At 59.3% G+C, this 16,815-nt stretch carries 14 protein-coding genes; 1 reads left to right on the forward strand and 13 read right to left on the reverse strand.

Annotated elements, in window-relative coordinates:
• Positions 1 to 3: 3 nt before the first annotated feature.
• From UP09_RS05395 to UP09_RS05440, 11 genes are all read right to left on the reverse strand, one after another.
• A complete protein-coding gene (locus UP09_RS05395) occupies positions 4 to 2,085 on the reverse strand; it encodes a hydantoinase/oxoprolinase family protein (RefSeq protein ID WP_044537015.1) in 2,082 nt (693 codons plus the stop codon).
• 304 nt (positions 2,086 to 2,389) lie between these two features.
• Positions 2,390 to 3,124: an ABC transporter ATP-binding protein gene (locus UP09_RS05400; protein WP_044537016.1), complete on the reverse strand. Its 735-nt coding sequence runs from the start codon at positions 3,122 to 3,124 to the stop codon at positions 2,390 to 2,392.
• Complete coding sequence (locus UP09_RS05405) at positions 3,117 to 3,872, reverse strand: ABC transporter ATP-binding protein (protein ID WP_044537017.1); 756 nt, start codon at positions 3,870 to 3,872, stop codon at positions 3,117 to 3,119. The genes UP09_RS05400 and UP09_RS05405 overlap by 8 nt, the downstream gene beginning before the upstream one ends.
• Positions 3,873 to 4,008: 136 nt before the next feature.
• On the reverse strand, positions 4,009 to 5,127 hold the full coding sequence (locus UP09_RS05410) for an ABC transporter substrate-binding protein (RefSeq protein WP_197082608.1): 1,119 nt from the start codon (positions 5,125 to 5,127) through the stop codon (positions 4,009 to 4,011).
• Between the two features lie 99 nt (positions 5,128 to 5,226).
• On the reverse strand, positions 5,227 to 6,528 hold the full coding sequence (locus tag UP09_RS05415; protein WP_044537019.1) for a Glu/Leu/Phe/Val family dehydrogenase: 1,302 nt from the start codon (positions 6,526 to 6,528) through the stop codon (positions 5,227 to 5,229).
• Positions 6,529 to 6,725: 197 nt separating this feature from the next.
• Positions 6,726 to 7,883, reverse strand: a complete 1,158-nt coding sequence (gene tcuB, locus UP09_RS05420) for a tricarballylate utilization 4Fe-4S protein TcuB (protein ID WP_044537020.1) — start codon at positions 7,881 to 7,883, stop codon at positions 6,726 to 6,728.
• Positions 7,870 to 9,264, reverse strand: a complete 1,395-nt coding sequence (tcuA, locus tag UP09_RS05425) for an FAD-dependent tricarballylate dehydrogenase TcuA (protein WP_044537021.1) — start codon at positions 9,262 to 9,264, stop codon at positions 7,870 to 7,872. Before tcuA ends, tcuB begins: the two co-directional genes overlap by 14 nt.
• Positions 9,265 to 9,565: 301 nt before the next feature.
• Positions 9,566 to 10,894: an MFS transporter gene (locus UP09_RS05430; RefSeq protein WP_082069981.1), complete on the reverse strand. Its 1,329-nt coding sequence runs from the start codon at positions 10,892 to 10,894 to the stop codon at positions 9,566 to 9,568.
• A 217-nt stretch (positions 10,895 to 11,111) separates the two neighbouring features.
• Complete coding sequence (locus tag UP09_RS38940) at positions 11,112 to 11,291, reverse strand: SDR family oxidoreductase (RefSeq protein WP_082069982.1); 180 nt, start codon at positions 11,289 to 11,291, stop codon at positions 11,112 to 11,114.
• Between the two features lie 11 nt (positions 11,292 to 11,302).
• A complete protein-coding gene (locus UP09_RS05435; RefSeq protein ID WP_044537022.1) occupies positions 11,303 to 11,545 on the reverse strand; it encodes an SDR family oxidoreductase in 243 nt (80 codons plus the stop codon).
• A gap of 107 nt (positions 11,546 to 11,652) precedes the next feature.
• On the reverse strand, positions 11,653 to 13,125 hold the full coding sequence (locus UP09_RS05440) for an LLM class flavin-dependent oxidoreductase (protein ID WP_197082609.1): 1,473 nt from the start codon (positions 13,123 to 13,125) through the stop codon (positions 11,653 to 11,655).
• Positions 13,126 to 13,518: 393 nt separating this feature from the next.
• Here UP09_RS05440 and UP09_RS05445 point away from each other — a divergent pair, with 393 nt between their 5' ends.
• Positions 13,519 to 14,517, forward strand: coding sequence for a flavin reductase (locus UP09_RS05445; RefSeq protein WP_052832968.1), 999 nt, complete (start codon positions 13,519 to 13,521; stop codon positions 14,515 to 14,517).
• Between the two features lie 45 nt (positions 14,518 to 14,562).
• Here the strand turns inward: UP09_RS05445 and UP09_RS05450 are convergent, their stop codons facing one another.
• Complete coding sequence (locus UP09_RS05450; protein ID WP_044537023.1) at positions 14,563 to 15,810, reverse strand: aminotransferase-like domain-containing protein; 1,248 nt, start codon at positions 15,808 to 15,810, stop codon at positions 14,563 to 14,565.
• A 102-nt stretch (positions 15,811 to 15,912) separates the two neighbouring features.
• Positions 15,913 to 16,803, reverse strand: coding sequence for a sulfurtransferase (locus tag UP09_RS05455; RefSeq protein WP_044537024.1), 891 nt, complete (start codon positions 16,801 to 16,803; stop codon positions 15,913 to 15,915).
• Positions 16,804 to 16,815: the final 12 nt, after the last annotated feature.

Genomic DNA, 16,815 nt, shown 5'->3' on the forward strand with positions numbered 1-16,815 from the left:
GCCTCAGAAAATCGTGACTACGATGTTGTTGCTCGGAACGACCTTGAACGAGGCTTCCGGTCCTACCACGAGCGTCGAGCCGTCCTCCTCCACCAACGCCGGTCCGTCGTAGGAGGTCCCCATCTTCAATTCGTCACGCCGGAATACCCTGGCGTCCAGGTACTTTCCGGCGTCGGGAAAAAAGACCGGCCGCGATGCGCCACGATTCTTCGTGGCCTTGCCGCCCGAAACCGGCGTGACCGTGTTTCCGCTCACGGATGCCCGGACGGATACGCGGACGTTGATAAATTCGATGGCTATGTCGGGCGGGGTCCGCGAGAACTTCTCCCTGTACGATTGCTCGAAGGCGCTCTTCAACTCTGCGCGAACGTCGCCGTCGGATTGGTCATACGGACCCGGAGGAAGCGGTACGACGAGATCGAAGCCCTGCCCCACAAATCGACCGTCGGCAAATCGGTGGATAGAGACCTCCGACTTGATCCCTGCGTCGCGAATCATCTGCGTCGCTTTCTCCTGCAGATCCACCAACGCCCGCTCGAGCAGAGCGAGATCGTGGTCGCGGAGCCGGAAACCGATCGTGGCCGCCCTGTCCGCACGGATCGGCGCGATGATAAGCCCCAAGGCGGACGCTACGCCGGCGTCCGGCGGACATATCAAGCGCTTGATACCCAGCTTCCGGGCCACCTGATATCCGTGAACCGGGCCACCTCCACCGGTGCAGAGAAGGGAGTAGCTGGCAGGATCCCTTCCCCTTTCGGCAATATGCACGCGGGCTGCCGCAGCCATGTTTTCGTTGACGATATCGTAGATTCCGCTTGCTGCCTTGGCATCATCTAGACCGAGGCTGTTGCCCAATTCGGCCAAGGCGGCCTTGGCAGCGCCCACATCGATGGGAACGGTACCTCCGGCGAAGGTGGCCGGATTGAGAGCGCCCAGGTCGAAATTGGCATCCGTGACCGTCGGAGCGACGCCGCCGCGGCCGTAGCAGACCGGCCCCGGCTCGGAACCTGCGCTTTCAGGACCAACCTTCAGGAGACCTATCTCGTCTTTTCTCGCGATCGATCCGCCACCCGCGCCGATTTCGATCAATTCGACGGTGGAGATCCGTATCGGAAGCCCACTGCCTTCTATGAAGCGTCGCTGGCGCGCCGCCTCGAACGTGTACGCAATTAATGGCTCTCCGTTCTCGACGACGCTCAGCTTCGCAGTGGTCCCCCCCATGTCGAAGGCGAGAAGCATGTTTTCCCCGTCGGCGAGACCGAAATGCCCCGCGGCGAGCGCGCCCGCTGCAGGCCCCGATTCGAGCATCTGCACTGGGACGCGTTTCGCTTCCTCGGCGTGCGTCAATCCTCCGTTCGAGAGCATGAGCAACAGCGGCGTTGTGATACCGAGATCCACGAGCTTATGTGAAATCTCGTCAATATATTTTCCGGCGAGCGGCTTGACGTATGCGTTTGCTACCGCCGTTGACATCCGGTCGTATTCCCGGATCTCGCAAGCGACCTCGTGGGACCGGGTCACATACATACCGGGTGCCCGTTTGAGAATGACTTCTGCCGCCTGATCCTCATGCCTTGGGTTCGCGTACGAATGCAGGAAGGCTACGGCGACGGACCGCACGTCCGCGCCGGCGAGAAAATCTATCTCGCGTTCGAGAGCCGCGATGTCCAACTGCGTCATTATGCTGCCATCGGACCGGGTCCTCTCCGGCACCTCGCGCCGCAGGTTACGGGGAACGAGCGGCGTCGGATTCATTATGCCGATGTCGTAGAGGTCGTACTTCCTTTCTCGCCCTATCTCGAGCACGTCGCGGAAGCCTTCCGTCGTTATCATTCCTGTAGTCGCGCCCTTCCTCTCGATGAGCGCATTCGTGAAAAGCGTAGTCGCGTGCACTACCCGGCGCACGTCTCGTGCGGAAAGCGAGTTTCTACGGAGGAGGTCACCCGCGCCCTCGATGACCGCCTCGGCCGGATTCTGGTGCGTTGTGAGAATCTTCCGGCTGTATTGGCGTCCACTCTCGTGGTCGAAGATCACGATGTCCGTGAAGGTACCGCCAATATCGATTCCAAGCGAATAATCGGGCATCTAGCAGCTCGCGAATGGCGTTATTGAAGTTGACTGGGCGGACCAGCATATCGAACGTCCGCCATATGTATACAACAGAATACAAACGGACATTCAAGTCCCGAGGACGCGTTTCGTTGCAAGTAATACAGCCCTTTGCCGCAGACCCGTCATGCAGGTAAAAGTGGCTCGGCGTGATGACACGCCGAGCCAAGTGAAGTGGGCCGGGAGAGACCGCCCACGGTGGTCCAGCCATCAGGCCGGAAGGGAGCAGACGTCCGACCAGCGGCCGACTGCTGACTCTAGGTTCTTCATATTCTTCCGCTCACAAGGCGAGCAATCCGCGGATGGAATCCATGTTCTCTAAAAGCCCTTTGTTGTCGACAGATCTCGCGATCTGGCCGTGCTCGACCAAGTAGTGACGATCCGCGATCGAGCGCACGAAATGCAGCCCCTGCTCGACCAGGATGATGGTGAACCCCCGTTCCTTGAGTCGTCTGATCGTCGCACCGATCTGTTGGACGATCACGGGCGCCAATCCTTCGGTCGGCTCGTCGAGCAGGAGCAGCCGCGACCCTGAGCGCAGTATTCTGGCTATGGCGAGCATCTGTTGCTCGCCGCCGGACAGCTTGGTGCCAGGACTAGCAAGACGCTCCTTTAGATTGGGAAACATCTCGAATATCTCGTCGAGATGCACCGCGTGCTTGCCTACTACGGGCGGAAGCATGAGGTTTTCCTTGACGGTGAGGCTGGCGAATATCCCTCTCTCCTCGGGACAGTATCCGACGCCCAAGCGAGCTACAGAGCGCGGAGCCATCTTGATCGTCTCTTGGTCGAAGACAGACACGCTGCCGCTTCGCTTCGGAAGGATGCCCATGATCGCGCGCAACGTCGTGGTCTTGCCGACGCCGTTCCGGCCGAGGATGCTGACGACTTCACCGGCCATCACGTCGAAATCCATTCCCTGCAGAACGTGCGAATCCCCGTACCAGGCGTTGAGACCCCTGACGCTCAGCACAGGCTCCGCGAGCGACGACTTAGCGAGCGCGGCATCAGTCATCCGTGGTTCCGATGTAGGCTTGGATTACGTCGCGGTTCTTGGAGACCGTTCCGTAGTCTCCCTCGGCGATAACCTTGCCACGAGCGAGGACCGTGATTGTGTCCGAGAGGCTGGCGACGACCGAAAGATTGTGCTCGACCATGAGAATAGTCCTATCGACCGAGATCTTCCTGATCAGATCCGCGATCCGGTCGACGTCCTCGTTGGACATCCCTGCCATCGGCTCGTCGAGCAGGAGGAAGCTGGGTTTCAAGGCAAGCGTGGTGGCGAACTCCAGCGCCCTCTTTCGGCCGTAGGAAAGCCTGCTGGCGAGATCGTCTCGGAATTCCATCAATCCGACGGAATCGACCAGTTCGTCCACCTCGTCGTCGAACTGGCAAAGGGTGGCACCCGACCGCCAGAATCCGTAGGAACGGTCGCGCCTCCGCTGGGCGGCGACGCGCACGTTTTCGGCCACGGTCAGCGACGGGAATACGGAAGAGATCTGGAACGAGCGCACCATCCCGAGCCGCGCCACGCTGGCCGGCTTGGCCTTCGTGATATCCACGCCGTCGAAGCGGATCGAACCGGAATCCGGCTGCAGGAACTTGGTCAGAAGATTGAAGCAGGTAGTCTTGCCGGCTCCGTTCGGCCCGATCAAGGCATGTATGGACCCTTTCCGGACGTTCAACGAAACACCATCGACCGCCAAGAATCCGAAGAAACGTTTGGACAGCCCGGTCGCAAGCAGGATGTGATCGCTAGACATCTCTATCTCCCCGGTCGTGCCAAGCGACCTTCCGCAACGGCGCCTAAACCGGCCGGCACGAACGGAACGGACATCCGATTTCCGGTCGCACGGGCGTCCGGAACGAATGGGCGAGCGCTGGCTATCCCTGGCTTTACTACCTGAGCGGACACGGCGTCTCATCTGCGGGCTGGAAGGCCTTGGCGGCCGGGACGCGGGAGAGGATTTTCAGGTAGTCCCACGGGTACTTCGAATCCTGCGGAGCCTTCGCTTGGACGAGAAAGCGGTCGTATGCGGCCCGCCCGTTCGCCTGGACATTGCCGTTCTGCGTGAACGCGTCGTCAGATATCGGCATTTCATGCATCTTCTTCAGCACGGCCGTCGTCTCCGTAGTGCCGGCGGCGGCGACCGCCTTGAGATAGTGAGTTACGGCCGAATAGAGCGCGGCGTGATTGGCGTTCGGCATCTTGTTCATGCGCGCGAAGTACTTCTTGGCCCACGCACGGGTCTTGTCGTCGGCGTCCCAGTACCAGGACTGCATGAACTGGATGTTCTGCATGTTTTTCAACCCGATCGCGTTAACGTCCGACAGATACATGATCGGCGTCGCGAGGCTCTGCTTCGGCGTGATGCCGAATTCCATCGCCTGCTTGGTCGCCGTGATCACGTCTCCGCCCGCGATCGCCAGGACCACGACGTCGGCGCCGGATGATTGCGCGGACAGCAGGTAGGACGACATGTCGGGGCTGTTGAGAGGCACCTTAACGCTCCCGACCACCTTGCCTCCTGCCTTTTCGATCGCCAGACGCGACACATCCTCGAGCTGGGCGCCGAACGTGTAGTCGGCCGTGACGAAAAAGAATGTGGCACCCGATTTCTTGGCCAACTCGGTCATGAGCGGCGATGTGTTCGACCAATTTTCGTCGCCCCATTGCTGGCCGTTGGAAGAGCAGCTCTTGCCAACCAGGTCGTCGGAAGTCGCTGTCGTGTAGATCGCGATCTTGTTGTCCTTCTTTGCGACGTCTTGCACGGCGAGCGCGATGGAGGAGATCGCGAAGTCGACGATGACGTCGACGCCCTTCGACTCGTACCATTCGCGTGCTATTCCCACGCCGATGTCCGTCTTGTTCTGGTGATCCGCGGTGAGCACCTCGATCGGCCGCCCCACGACCTTGCCTCCGAAATCTTCAACCGCCATCTTGGTGGCCGCCACCGATCCCGGCCCGCCGTTGTCCGAGTAAAGGCCGGATTGATCACCGAGAACGCCTATGCGCACCGGCTCCTCAGCCCACGCACATCCGAGCCAACCAAGCGACACGAGTAGAGCTCCCACGCCGCAAACCGATCTAAGAGTTGATCCCATCGTCTATTCTCCCTATGGATAAAGGCCTCTTTGCTGGCGCGCTTGCAACACACGTCTACAACCGAGGATGTACGCGGCGCCTCTTAGCGACGTGCCTACCGCGACGTGGGTGTCCCAGACCTCATTGAACGCCTCGATCAATATCTGCTCGAGACGCGAGGCTACCTCCGGCTCTCGCCAGAAGAGCGAATTGAACCCTTGAACCCATTCGAAATACGAAACTATAACGCCGCCAGCGTTCGCAAGGACATCGGGCACGACCGTGATGCCTCGCTCCGCCAGAACGCGATCCGCTTCCGGCGTCGTCGGCCCGTTCGCTCCTTCCACAACGATGCGCGTGCGAATCCGCGCCGCGACAGAGGCCGTGATCTGGCTCTCGATGGCCGCGGGGATTAGGATATCCGCATCTACATCCCAGAGATCCTTGCGGTCAGCGTCGTCACCCAACCGCGAATCACGGATCCCCCGAGTGACGTCCTTGTGCGCCAATAGTTTCGGAACATCGATCCCAGCGGGATTCACGACACAGCCGTCAACGTCCTGTACGGCGACGATCTTAGCACCTGCCGCTTGAAGAAATTGAGCCGCGATGCCGCCGACATTTCCGAAACCCTGAACGGCGATACGTTTTCCCTCGAGCGAGTCTCCGAGCGCCCTCAATACGGCACATGTCGTTAGGAACACACCTTTTCCGGTCGCCTCGATGCGGCCGATCGAACCACCGAGCGCGATGGGCTTGCCGGTTACCACGCTGTTGACGGTGTGGCCATTTGAGGACGCGTACGTGTCCATCATCCATGCCATCGTCTGCGCGTTCGTGTTGACGTCAGGCGCCGGTATATCCTTGTCCGGCCCGATCATCGAGGATATTTCCGAGGTATATCGTCGGGTCAGACGCTCCAGTTCCTCTTGAGAGAGCAAACGCGGATCGACCCGGACAGCCCCTTTGCCGCCGCCGAACGGGAGATTGACGACGGCGTTCTTGATCGTCATCCAACCCGCGAGCGCCATGACTTCGTTGAGCGTCGAGTCCTGATGGAACCTGACGCCTCCCTTCGCAGGCCCGCGGCTAATGTTGTGATGGACGCGAAATCCCTCGAAGTGAGCGACGCTGCCGTCGTCCAGAATTATCGGCACGTCGACGACGAGCGCCCGCTTCGGGCGCTTCAGCGTTTCCGACCATCGAGACAGCTCGCCGAGATGCGGAATCACGGCATCGATCTGGGCCAGGAAATTTTCCCAAGGAGATCCGGACTCGGTCTCTAAAAACGAAAGCTGCCCCTTTCGGCGGGCGGAGGCGCTGGTACGGTTCATGGAAATTGCCTGCATACCTTTGGATCGGACAACCGTCCGTAGACCATGTAGTTCTCATTGTATATCTTCGTATACATTAAAATGCAACGACGTGGACCATGACGGAATGCCTCGTATTGAGGCTGCGGTTGCATCTTTCGAAGGCGGCTCGCCCTTCGGACCCTTCACTTTCGTCGCAGATCGCGCATTCGCGAATTTCAGGAGCCGAGCGTGGCCGCCGCGCTCGGCGGATCATCTACCGCCGAGAATGCGCCGTTCGCGACGACGATCCGTTCTCGCTCGTAACGAGCAAGAGCGAGGTAGCGGAACAGACCATGTATGAACTTTCCGTACGGCATCGTGATCATGAGGCCGAACACGACGCCGAGATGCAGCGCGAGAAGCGCTCCCATGGCGGCCGTGTCGCGAGCGGCCAATAGAATCATGCCGGTCGCTCCGGTCAGCAACAGCATGACGATAAACGCAACGTCCATTCCATAGGAAGCTTTCGAGACAACAGCAGGATCGCGGAGCCTCTTGGCAACCAAAAGGCCTATCGGACCGACAATCAATCCGATGCCTCCGAGCGTTCCGAGCAACACGGGCAGATCGTCCACCGCGTACGGCGCTTCGCGCCCGAATGCATAGTGGTAAACCGTGGCTACCGCCGTCGCAAGAAAGCACAGGGCGAAGCCGTAGAAAGTCATGTGGTGGAAGACTTTGCGCAAGTTGACGCGGTGGGCACCGTCGTCCGCGCAGCCGCCTCCTCCGCCGTCCAGATATCGTAGTGAGCCAGAAGCGAGTGTTGCGCGAGCGTGCGCGACCGGGTCGGTCATGTCCCGCCTTAGAGCTCCAAAGGAGGCGACAAACCTCTTCGCGCTCAGAGCGCACGCGACAGCGGCATAGAGAAACGCCGCGCAGAAGATGGCGGCCATGGCGTCGTGCGGTAACAGCTCGTAGAACGCACCGGGCCCCGAATGCTTGGCGAACAGTGCATGACGATCGGTCAGGCCCACGAATCCCGCTACGAAGACCGTCACGCTGAGCGCCGCTGCGATCGAGATCGCGAGCCCGTTGCGATGGAACATGCCGGACAATGCGGATGGCCAAGCCGCAGCCGCGTAAGATTCGACTCGTACTGCGGCGAGAGCCGCAGGCACGTTGACGTCGAACTCGTGCGGAGGCGAATATTGACAGTCGTCGTAACAGGCGCCGCAGTTGTGGCACAAGTTGGCCAAGTAGTTCAGGTCGCCATCAGTGAATGACTTGCGCAGCTCCATTGCGGGAAATACCGCGCACACGCCCTCGCAATATCTGCAGGAATTGCAAACCGTCATCAGACGGCCCGCTTCCTCCAAGACCTTAGTTGCATGCATTTTTTGCAGCCTCTCGTCCGGCGATACGTCCAAACACGCTTCCTATCGTCATGCCGATACCTGCCGCATAGCCGCGGCCGAGAACGTTGCCAGCCATGATTTCGCCGGCCGCGAACATGTTCTTCGAAGGTCGACCATCCCGCATGACCATGCGGGCATTCCTGTCGACCTTCGTGCCCAGGTAGGTGAACGTGATGCCCGGCCGCACAGGATACGCGTAGAACGGCGCACGCTCGATTCGCCGGGCCCAATGAGTCTTGGGAGGGTCCAATCCCTCCGTCCGACAGTCATCCAGCTTGGTATGGTCGAAGCTTCCCGGCCTGACGGCGGCGTTGAACTCCGCCAAGGTCTTCGACAGTTGCGTCGGGTCGAGTTCAAGCTTGCCCGCCAATTCCGCGATCGTCTGCGCTTCGATCGCCGGATAGAGCGAAGGCATGAACAGATCGATCGACGATGCGTCGAAGATAATGTAGGCGATCTGATCGGGTTGGCCCGCGACGAGCCTACCCCAAATCGCGTACCGCTTCGGCCAAATGTCTTCCCCTTCGTCGTAGAATCGCCGCGCCTCCTTGTTGACGACGATACCGAACACGACGCAATCGAGTCGCGTGATAATGCCTCCATCGAATTTCGGTGCGCGCGCATCGATAGCGACCGCGTGGCACTGCGTCGGATCTCCGACTTCGGCCACACCGACGTCCAAGAGCATCCGCAAGACCGAACCACGATTATAGGGCGTCCCGCGCACAAGAAACTTCCTGGCTCTTGGCCCCCAATATTCTTCCATCCACTCTAGATTGGCCTCAAACCCGCCGGACGCGGCGACGAGGTTCCGGGCGCCGACGCGCTTTGTCTTTCCGGCGTACAGGATCGTTGCCGATCGAAAACCACCGTCTTCGATATCGAGATCAATCGCTTCCGCGTCGTAGGCGATTGTCACACCTAGACGCTCGGCGGTTCGATAGAGCGAGTTCAGCATCGCACGGCCGCCGCCCAGAAAGAAGGAATTCGTCCGACCTAGGCTGAGCGTACCACCGAGTGAAGGTTGGAACCGGACGCCTTGCTCCGATATCCAGGTCAACATTTTCTTGGATTCGCTGATCATGTATCTCGCAAGCTGCTCGTCAGTTTGGCCGCCGGTCACTTTCAGCAGATCTTCCCAGAATTCTTCCTCGCCATAGGGTCCGGTCAGCGTCTCCGTAGCCGTATCGTGGGCGCAACGCATATTCCTAGTGTGTCGAGTGTTTCCGCCGCGATAGAACTTCGGCGACGCTTCAAGCACTGCGACCGCGGCCCCTTGCCGCGCGGCCGATATGGCTGCACAGAGCGCGGCATTGCCGCCGCCTAAAACAACGACATCAAACTGCTTCGAATCTATCACGTGGCTTCCGGTCGGATTAAAATGAGCTTCGGTTTGAATCGTCTAGCCCATTTGTATTCCTTTGTATACATCTACGTCGGAAGCGAGACGACAGTTGGACAAAGTGCGACCATACGTATCTCCACGAAGTGGATTGCGATACGAGGGTTGAGGCCTACCTTCGATATCTCGCGGACCTGTCCGTTGAGCCCGTTGGCGCGTCGCCGCGCGAGAGCATCGAAGTCACGACCTTCACATTCTTCTGACGGGCTTTCTTTAGGACTTTTCGGTCGATAACAATTGCCGTCAGACGCGCGCCTCTTCAGGCGCGGGGCAGCTCGGTGCCCCTCAAAGCCGCCGAAACGACCGAAACCTGAGTTGCCTTCAAGGTTATTGGCCGTGCCGTTAGGAAGAGCGAAGAGATGGCGCCAACGGCCATGAGTCCTGTCGCGATCATGAAGACCGCCGTAAAGCTTCCCGTCATTTGAAGAGCGAAGCCTGCGATGATTGGCGCAGTAAGCCCGAAGCCGTTGCTGAATGCGAACATGATTCCGATGAGCGTAGCCATCGCCTTGCCGTCCACCAGAAGATCACTGGCGAGAGCCTGATTGTAGGAGCCGGAGACGCCGATACAGATCAGCGTCGCGGTCAGAAGCGTCATCAAGGCAACCTCAGACTGAACGTAAGGCGCGAAAATCATCACGCCACCGAGCAGGAAAAACAAGGTTACGACATATCTTCGCGCACCACTTTTTGCGCGGATCCGGATGAGAAACCAATCCGCAAAGGCGCCGATCGCTATCGCAGCGACGCAGGCGATCGCATAGCAAAGCGCCGTGTACAGGCCGGAATGCAATACGGTTAAGTTGTGTGATTTGTTCAGATAGACCGGAAGCCACGTGAGGAAGAAGAAGTTTGCGAAGTTGTTGCAGATCTGAGTGATGATCAGCCCCCAGGTCGATACCTGCGACAGGAGGGCGATGAGCGTACCCGACGTCGCCTTGGTGTCGCTTTCCATGTTGCGCTGGGACACGATGAAGTCGCGTTCCTCCGGCTGGAGCCATCCTGCCTGCGTGGGATCGCGATAGAACAGCAACCAAACCGCTACCCAGACGAAGCCGGCGGCGCCGAGGATGGCGAATGTTCCACGCCAACCTATTCCTGCGACGAGCAACGAGGTCACCGCGGCGCCCATCGCGATTCCGGCGGATATTCCGCTACAAAAGACTATCGACGCGAAGCCCCTTTCGGGTCCCGGAGCCCATTCTCTAATCGCTCGATTGGCCATTGGAAACGACGGCGCTTCCCCGATGCCCAGCAGCAATCTCATGACAAACAACGAGACGAAGCTCCAGGCTGCACCCGTTAGTACCATCGCGGAAGACCACGTGGCGACAGCGATGGCGGCGACCCGCCGCGTGCCCCACTTGTCGACAAGCATCGCGGTAGGAAGGTTGAGGGGAAAATAGGCCCACATGAACGCCGAGAACAGCCACCCCATCTCCACCGGGGTGAGATGGAATTCGGACATGATGTCCGAGCCGGCGACCGACAGAGCTGCCCGATCACCGTAGTTCACACAGCTCAATGTGAAAAGAAGGCAATATATGAGGTAACGACGCCGCGGAATTCTCGTTCGAACCGAGCTCATCTTGAATTCCTCCGAACGTAAAGACTCCGCCTGGCAGAGAGCTTCGACCGGTACTCGCGGCGTCACCCGTTTGTCATGAACGATTGTTGTCGATGAAGAAATCCCAGTCAATGTTAAAGTATGCAACTGTATGCAATGCTCTGCGAAAAGACTAGGCCACGCCTAACGAACTTCCTTGGGTGTCGGCTTGGCCGCCAAGTTCGTGACAACCGCGCGGCTAGGCGGCCGTGTATCCGCCGTCGACCGGGATCACTGGTCCCGTCACATATTGCGAAAGAGACGATGCGAGAAACAAGACCGCCCCGACAACGTCGTCCGGTTTGCCGGTTCGCTTCAGGAAGTTCCTAGCGTTCGTTCGATCCAGCCGATTTGGGTCCTGCAATATGTCACGCGTCATGTCGGTTTCAGTCAGTCCCGGCGCGCCGCGCTCCCGGCAATCATGGCGGCGATCGAGGTTATGTTCACTATCGATCCCTTGGTGGACTTCATCTGATTGCCAAAGGCGCCGCAGAGATGAAGGGTTCCGCGGAAGTTGACGTCGAAGGCCTTGTCGAATTTCGCGTCGAACTCGGGATCGGAACGCTTTCCGGGACCTGCGATGCCCGCGGCGTTCACCAATATCAACGCATCGTTTCGCAATGCTTCGCGCATCGATGCACCCGCAACGCGCCAGGCCTGCAGCGACCGCGCAACCTATTCCCGCCGCGCCGCCGCTGACTATGGCAACGCGGCCCGTGAGAAATGCTCCAGCAGACCGTTCACGAGTGCCTACGACCTAAGAGGCCTGGCTTTTGTTCATTCTCGGTCGCGGACCTTGCGAGCTCGGCTTCGTGCTTCTCGAACACCTGCCGCTGGGCGTTCTTCGATCGCTCGCCGAACGAGCGCGCGTTTTCGCGCACCCATTCCAGCGATGCCACGCGATTGCGGTTTGTCCCAGAAAAATGCGGCCGCACGAAACGCGCATACAGCTCGTACGATTTCTTCGAGTTTTCCCAGTTCGCCCAGTCATTGGCCGAGATGAGCAGCGCGCCGAATTGACCTTGCTTGCCGTACAGCCCTTCGATCTTGGCGATCGCGTCGTCGGGAGTTCCGATGACCGCCCCTTGATCCTGGATGACGTTATCTATCATCTCGTCGATTGTGCTGCCCTTCCGGAGAGGAACGGTGGGGTTTATGCTGATGCGATAGTCGAGCCATTTCTCGATGCCGTGCATGACGTTTTTGCGCGCCTGATCGCGCGTCTCCGCGATGTGCATCGGGGCGACCAGACGCAGCCCGCCCGGATCCATGGAGTTACCCTGCCCCTCCGCCAAATCGCAGGCGATCTTCCAATTCGTTCCCAGCGCATCGAAACCGTTCGGATTGGTCGCGGCCATACAGATGAGGCCAAGACCATACTTGCCGGCGACGCGGCCGCCGGACGGCGTCACCGCGCTCGCCACGCACACCTCGGGATACGGATAGGTATAGGGCATCAAATGAAGGCGCGCGTTCCACAGATTGTACCAATCGGTTTTTTCCGTAACGGTTTCACCCGCGAACAATCTGAGAATCACGTCCAGACCCTGGACCAGTCGATCTCGAAGGACCTCCGGCGTGAGTCCGATCATCAGAGCGTCCGACGTCAACAGGCCAGGTCCGGCGCCGAAAATCACCCGACCCCGCGTCATGTGGTCGAGCTGAATGATGCGTTGGGCGACCATGAAGGGATTGTGATACGGCAAGGAAACCACACCCGTGCCGAGATAGATCCGCCTGGTGCGCTCGGCGGCAGCGGCGATAAACAGTTCCGGACTGGCAATCATCTCGAAGCCGGCGGAGTGGTGCTCCCCGACCCACGCTTCTTCGTATCCGAGCCTTTCGACCAATTCCACCAATTCGAGATCGCGTTGAAGGCAAGTGCTGGGATCTTCCTCAACGTCATGGAAGGGAGCCAAGAATATGCCGTGACGCAAAGGTATCTTCTTCATGATCGTGCGTGCCTTGATATTCTCGTTGAGATTTGGTTTTGTCGTGGACGCCTCCAAGCGGACATGCGCATCGCGCATCGCGTTGGACGGATCGACCCTAGCCGTTCGTCGGCGTCGCCCTGCACTTTTCTGTCCGCAGCTGTCGAAGACATATCGCGTGTCCGCATCTTGCCCCCCAGACTGGGTTAGGGGCGACGTTTGCTCTCTATATTGTCCACAATTGTATGCAATAAGATGCAATCCGGCAAGAACGATCTGCATTGCCGGGCGCCTGGGCTTTCATAAGCCAAGATCGTCGGTATCGCGCACGACCTCGTCGCCCGGTTCGATGATGCAGATGGGAGACTTCGAATACCGTAAGAGCGACTAGGCAGAAGGTGATTGCCGGACTGAGCGGTACTGACGGGCAGATCCTCGGCAATCGTCGGGAGTACGGCCGCCACCGCGAAGCCGTCCAGCGTCCGCCGCGCGGCCGCCACAAGGCTCGCCGTCATCTTTGGGTTTTTCGATGCGTTTCATCCATCTTTAGACGGCTGACATTGCACAAAAGTTAGCGATCTATCGAATATGCAGTTGTACTCATTTGTATACGACTAGACGCCGGGCGACGACCTGCTATGCTTTCGAGAAGGTTCTGCGCTATCGGGGAAACGAATGACGAAAGGCAACGATTCTCTCGCGAACGGGCGCGAACACGCCGGAGACCAATCGACGCTCGACGACCGCGAGTTCCGTCGCTGTCTGGGGCAGTTTGCTACAGGCGTTACCATAATTACGGCGAGCCACGAAGGTATCGATGTTGGCGTGACGGCGAATTCATTCAGCGCGCTGTCGCTCGAGCCGCCTCTGGTGCTTTGGTCGCTCAAACGGAGTTCGAGGAGCTTCGAAATCTTCCGGAGATCGTCGCATTTTGCGGTCCACGTACTCTCGGTGGACCAGATTGCGCTCTCACAGCGTTTCGCGAGTTCGGAGGCCGACAAGTTCCGCGGCCTGTCGCGCGGCATCGGTGTTAGCGGATCTCCTATAATAAACGGCGTTTCGGCAACCATCGAATGCACCGTCGAATCGAGGGTTGACGGCGGTGACCACGAACTGTTGATCGGTCGCGTCCGCAAATTCTGCCGCTACGAAAGGGAACCCCTCGTTTTCGTCCAAGGCCGATATGCCGTCGCCGCCGATCATCCGATGCTTGGTGAGACTGAACAGTGGGCGGCCAACTCGCCGGACGCATGCCTCGACGAACTCGCGCCGCTGTTCAAGCTGATCTTCCGCAGCCATTATCTTATAGCGAACGGATTCGAGGAGCAACGCCGCGCCGAGGGGCTGAACATCTCCCAGAACTACGTCCTGTTTGGCCTCGCCGACAATCCCCGCATTACTTCCGAGGAACTGACAGCCCGAGTCTTTCTTCCGAGGACGGTGGCCGATGACGCCGTTGCGGATCTCGTAGCGGGCGGAGACGCTCTACGAGACGAGATCGGAAGGCTGGTCTTGACGACAAAAGGCCTGACGCGACGCGAAGTCATCCGCGATCGGTGGAAGGGCTACGAACGCAACTATCTGGCGGAATTTTCACAATCACGAGTCGACGAGGTGCGCCGCTTTCTGGTCGAACTGATCTCACGTTTCGGGAGGCCGAAGCAGCCTTCGTAAATTCGGCTGGCGGACGGGAGAGTGCTCCGTCGGTGTTTCCTTGTTTCATTTGTCCGGCTTACGCTCGATCCGCGCCCTGTTGTCGCCTCTTCGGGGAAATCCGGTGGTTTCGAAGCATACCCGGGCCAGTTCGCGCATCCCCTCCTCGATCTCCGCCTCGGTCGTGAGCGCGAAGCAAAGTCGCAACATGTTGTCCGCCGACCCTGCGGCACAGGCCCATTCGGGACCGGGGTTGAAGGCAATTCCGGACTCCGCTGATGGCGCCGTCAGACTGCTCACTTTGACGCCCTCCGGAAACTTGAGCCAGGCGAAGATACCTCCCTTAGGTACGGTGAGCTCCGCGTCGGTACCGAACTCGCGGTCGACTGCTTTGACAAGCGTTTCCAGCTTCCGCAAGAGACCACTTTTGAGCTTGCGAATGTGCGTGTCGAAGTGTGTCGAGAAGTATTCTGCGGCGACCATCTGGTCGATGGCGCCGGTGCCGCCGTCGGTCTTCAGGGCGATGATTTGGCTCAGCACCTCCCAGCCAGCTACCAGGTAACCGAGTCGGAGGGCGGGAGCGAGCGATTTAGACAACGATCCGATATGTATCACTTGCGTCGGGTCGATGGCATACAACGCCGGCGGCGCATCGTCGGCCCAGACGATATCGGCATAGCACTCATCCTCGAAAATCGGGACTTCGTGCGTCTTCGCCAGTTGGATCAAACTGAGTCGCCGTTCAAGGGGTAGAATGCTGCCCGTCGGGTTCTGGATCGTCGGTATGGTATAGAGGTATTTAGGCTTTACGCCCTTCGCCTTGAGATCGGACAGGATGGCTTCGAGTTGGTCGATGCGCAGACCGTCTCCATCGACCGGAACGGGTACGACGGAGATTCCGCGTTTCTTGGCCCGCGTGAGGACGGACGAATAGGTGAATTCCTCAGCCAGGATTGTGTCGCCGGGTTCGAGCAGGATTTCATTCACGAAATCGATGCCCTGAAGCGATCCGGAGGTGATGAGGATGTCGTCGGCAGTGACGCTCATCCCGCGCGTACCCGTCAACTTCGAAGCGAGGAACTCGCGCAGGCCCAGATAGCCAAGCGGTCCTTGTCCAAGATTGTATATCGCGAGCAAGGAACCGTGCCTCTTGATCACCGACGAGGCGGCCGCGGCCAGCGCGTCGACCGGGATCATGTGCGGGTCGTTGTGGCCGCCGGTGAAATTAAACTTCGGCATTCCTCCGAATCGGGCCGCGCCGGGCGGCAACCCTCCACGGAAGCGGGAAACGTAACGGAACTTCACGGAAGCCATGATCCTACCTCTGTTTTTCGCTCGTCGCTCGTCTCGTCACGCCCTGGTTGGGATCGCGATAAGCGACTGCATCTTGGGGGCGTGGTGGTTCGAAAACAGGTATCACCGCGTTGGCAGCGAATTCTCCCCGGTTTCCATCGGCAGATTCGCATCCGGCGCCCATTCCGTCAGCGACGCATCGTAAAGACTCACGTCCGGATGCCCGAGCATCACAAGAACGAACGCGAGCAGACTTGCTGAGATACCGCTACCGCAATAGGCGATCACGCGGCCATCGAACGCGCCGGTCGTCTCGATCATTTTTCGGAGCTGCTCCGCCGACCGAAGAGTGTTCGTTGCGGAATCGACGAGGCTCGCCGCAGACACGTTCAGGCTTCCCTTGATGTGACCGGGTCGCCCATAAACGAAGCCGGGTGCCCCTTCCTTTCCCGCGTGATGCGGCGGAGCGAGCGCGTTCAGCGTGCAGACTTCCTTATCGCCGATCGCGGCCAGCACATCGTTCTTGTCGACCATCAATGCACGCAAATCGAGCGGCGAGACTGCGCGCGGAGTAACGGATCGCGCGCCGCCTGTTTCGATCGGGTGGTTCTCCGCGCGCCACTTCGACAATCCACCGTCGAGAACCGCCGCGTTGTTGAAGCCGAGCGTCCGAAGTACCCACCAAACGCGTGTGGCCCACCACATCATGCTCGTGCTGTACAGAACGACTTGCGTGGAGTGGTCGATGCCGAGCCGCGCCACAGCCTCAGCGATCCGGTTCGGTTTACCCATCATGAAGGAGATCTTTTGCTCGTTGTCCGAAAGATCCGCTTGCACGTCGACGAATTGAGCGCCCGGGATATGCCCCTTCTCGAAATCTTCGAGTCCGCTGACCTTACGGTACACCGTTATCGGGTCGGCGATGAGATGCGTGGTGCAATCCAGTATGCGCAGGTTCTTGTCATCGAGACGATCGGCGAGCCATTTGGCTTCAATCAGGAATTGCTCCATCATGTCGTCTCCTGT

Origin of the sequence: Bradyrhizobium sp. LTSP885 (assembly GCF_000938305.1) — a bacterium.
GTDB lineage: Bacteria > Pseudomonadota > Alphaproteobacteria > Rhizobiales > Xanthobacteraceae > Bradyrhizobium.

Coding starts and splice junctions, on each gene's coding strand:
- UP09_RS05395 (WP_044537015.1), bottom strand. CDS start 2,085: ATGCCCGATTATTCGCTTGGAATCGATATTGGCGGTACCTTCACGGAC.
- UP09_RS05400 (WP_044537016.1), bottom strand. CDS start 3,124: ATGACTGATGCCGCGCTCGCTAAGTCGTCGCTCGCGGAGCCTGTGCTG.
- UP09_RS05405 (WP_044537017.1), bottom strand. CDS start 3,872: ATGTCTAGCGATCACATCCTGCTTGCGACCGGGCTGTCCAAACGTTTC.
- UP09_RS05415 (WP_044537019.1), bottom strand. CDS start 6,528: ATGAACCGTACCAGCGCCTCCGCCCGCCGAAAGGGGCAGCTTTCGTTT.
- tcuB (WP_044537020.1), bottom strand. CDS start 7,883: ATGCATGCAACTAAGGTCTTGGAGGAAGCGGGCCGTCTGATGACGGTT.
- UP09_RS05430 (WP_082069981.1), bottom strand. CDS start 10,894: ATGAGCTCGGTTCGAACGAGAATTCCGCGGCGTCGTTACCTCATATAT.
- UP09_RS38940 (WP_082069982.1), bottom strand. CDS start 11,291: ATGACGCGTGACATATTGCAGGACCCAAATCGGCTGGATCGAACGAAC.
- UP09_RS05435 (WP_044537022.1), bottom strand. CDS start 11,545: ATGCGCGAAGCATTGCGAAACGATGCGTTGATATTGGTGAACGCCGCG.
- UP09_RS05440 (WP_197082609.1), bottom strand. CDS start 13,125: ATGCAGATCGTTCTTGCCGGATTGCATCTTATTGCATACAATTGTGGA.
- UP09_RS05445 (WP_052832968.1), top strand. CDS start 13,519: ATGACGAAAGGCAACGATTCTCTCGCGAACGGGCGCGAACACGCCGGA.
- UP09_RS05450 (WP_044537023.1), bottom strand. CDS start 15,810: ATGGCTTCCGTGAAGTTCCGTTACGTTTCCCGCTTCCGTGGAGGGTTG.
- UP09_RS05455 (WP_044537024.1), bottom strand. CDS start 16,803: ATGATGGAGCAATTCCTGATTGAAGCCAAATGGCTCGCCGATCGTCTC.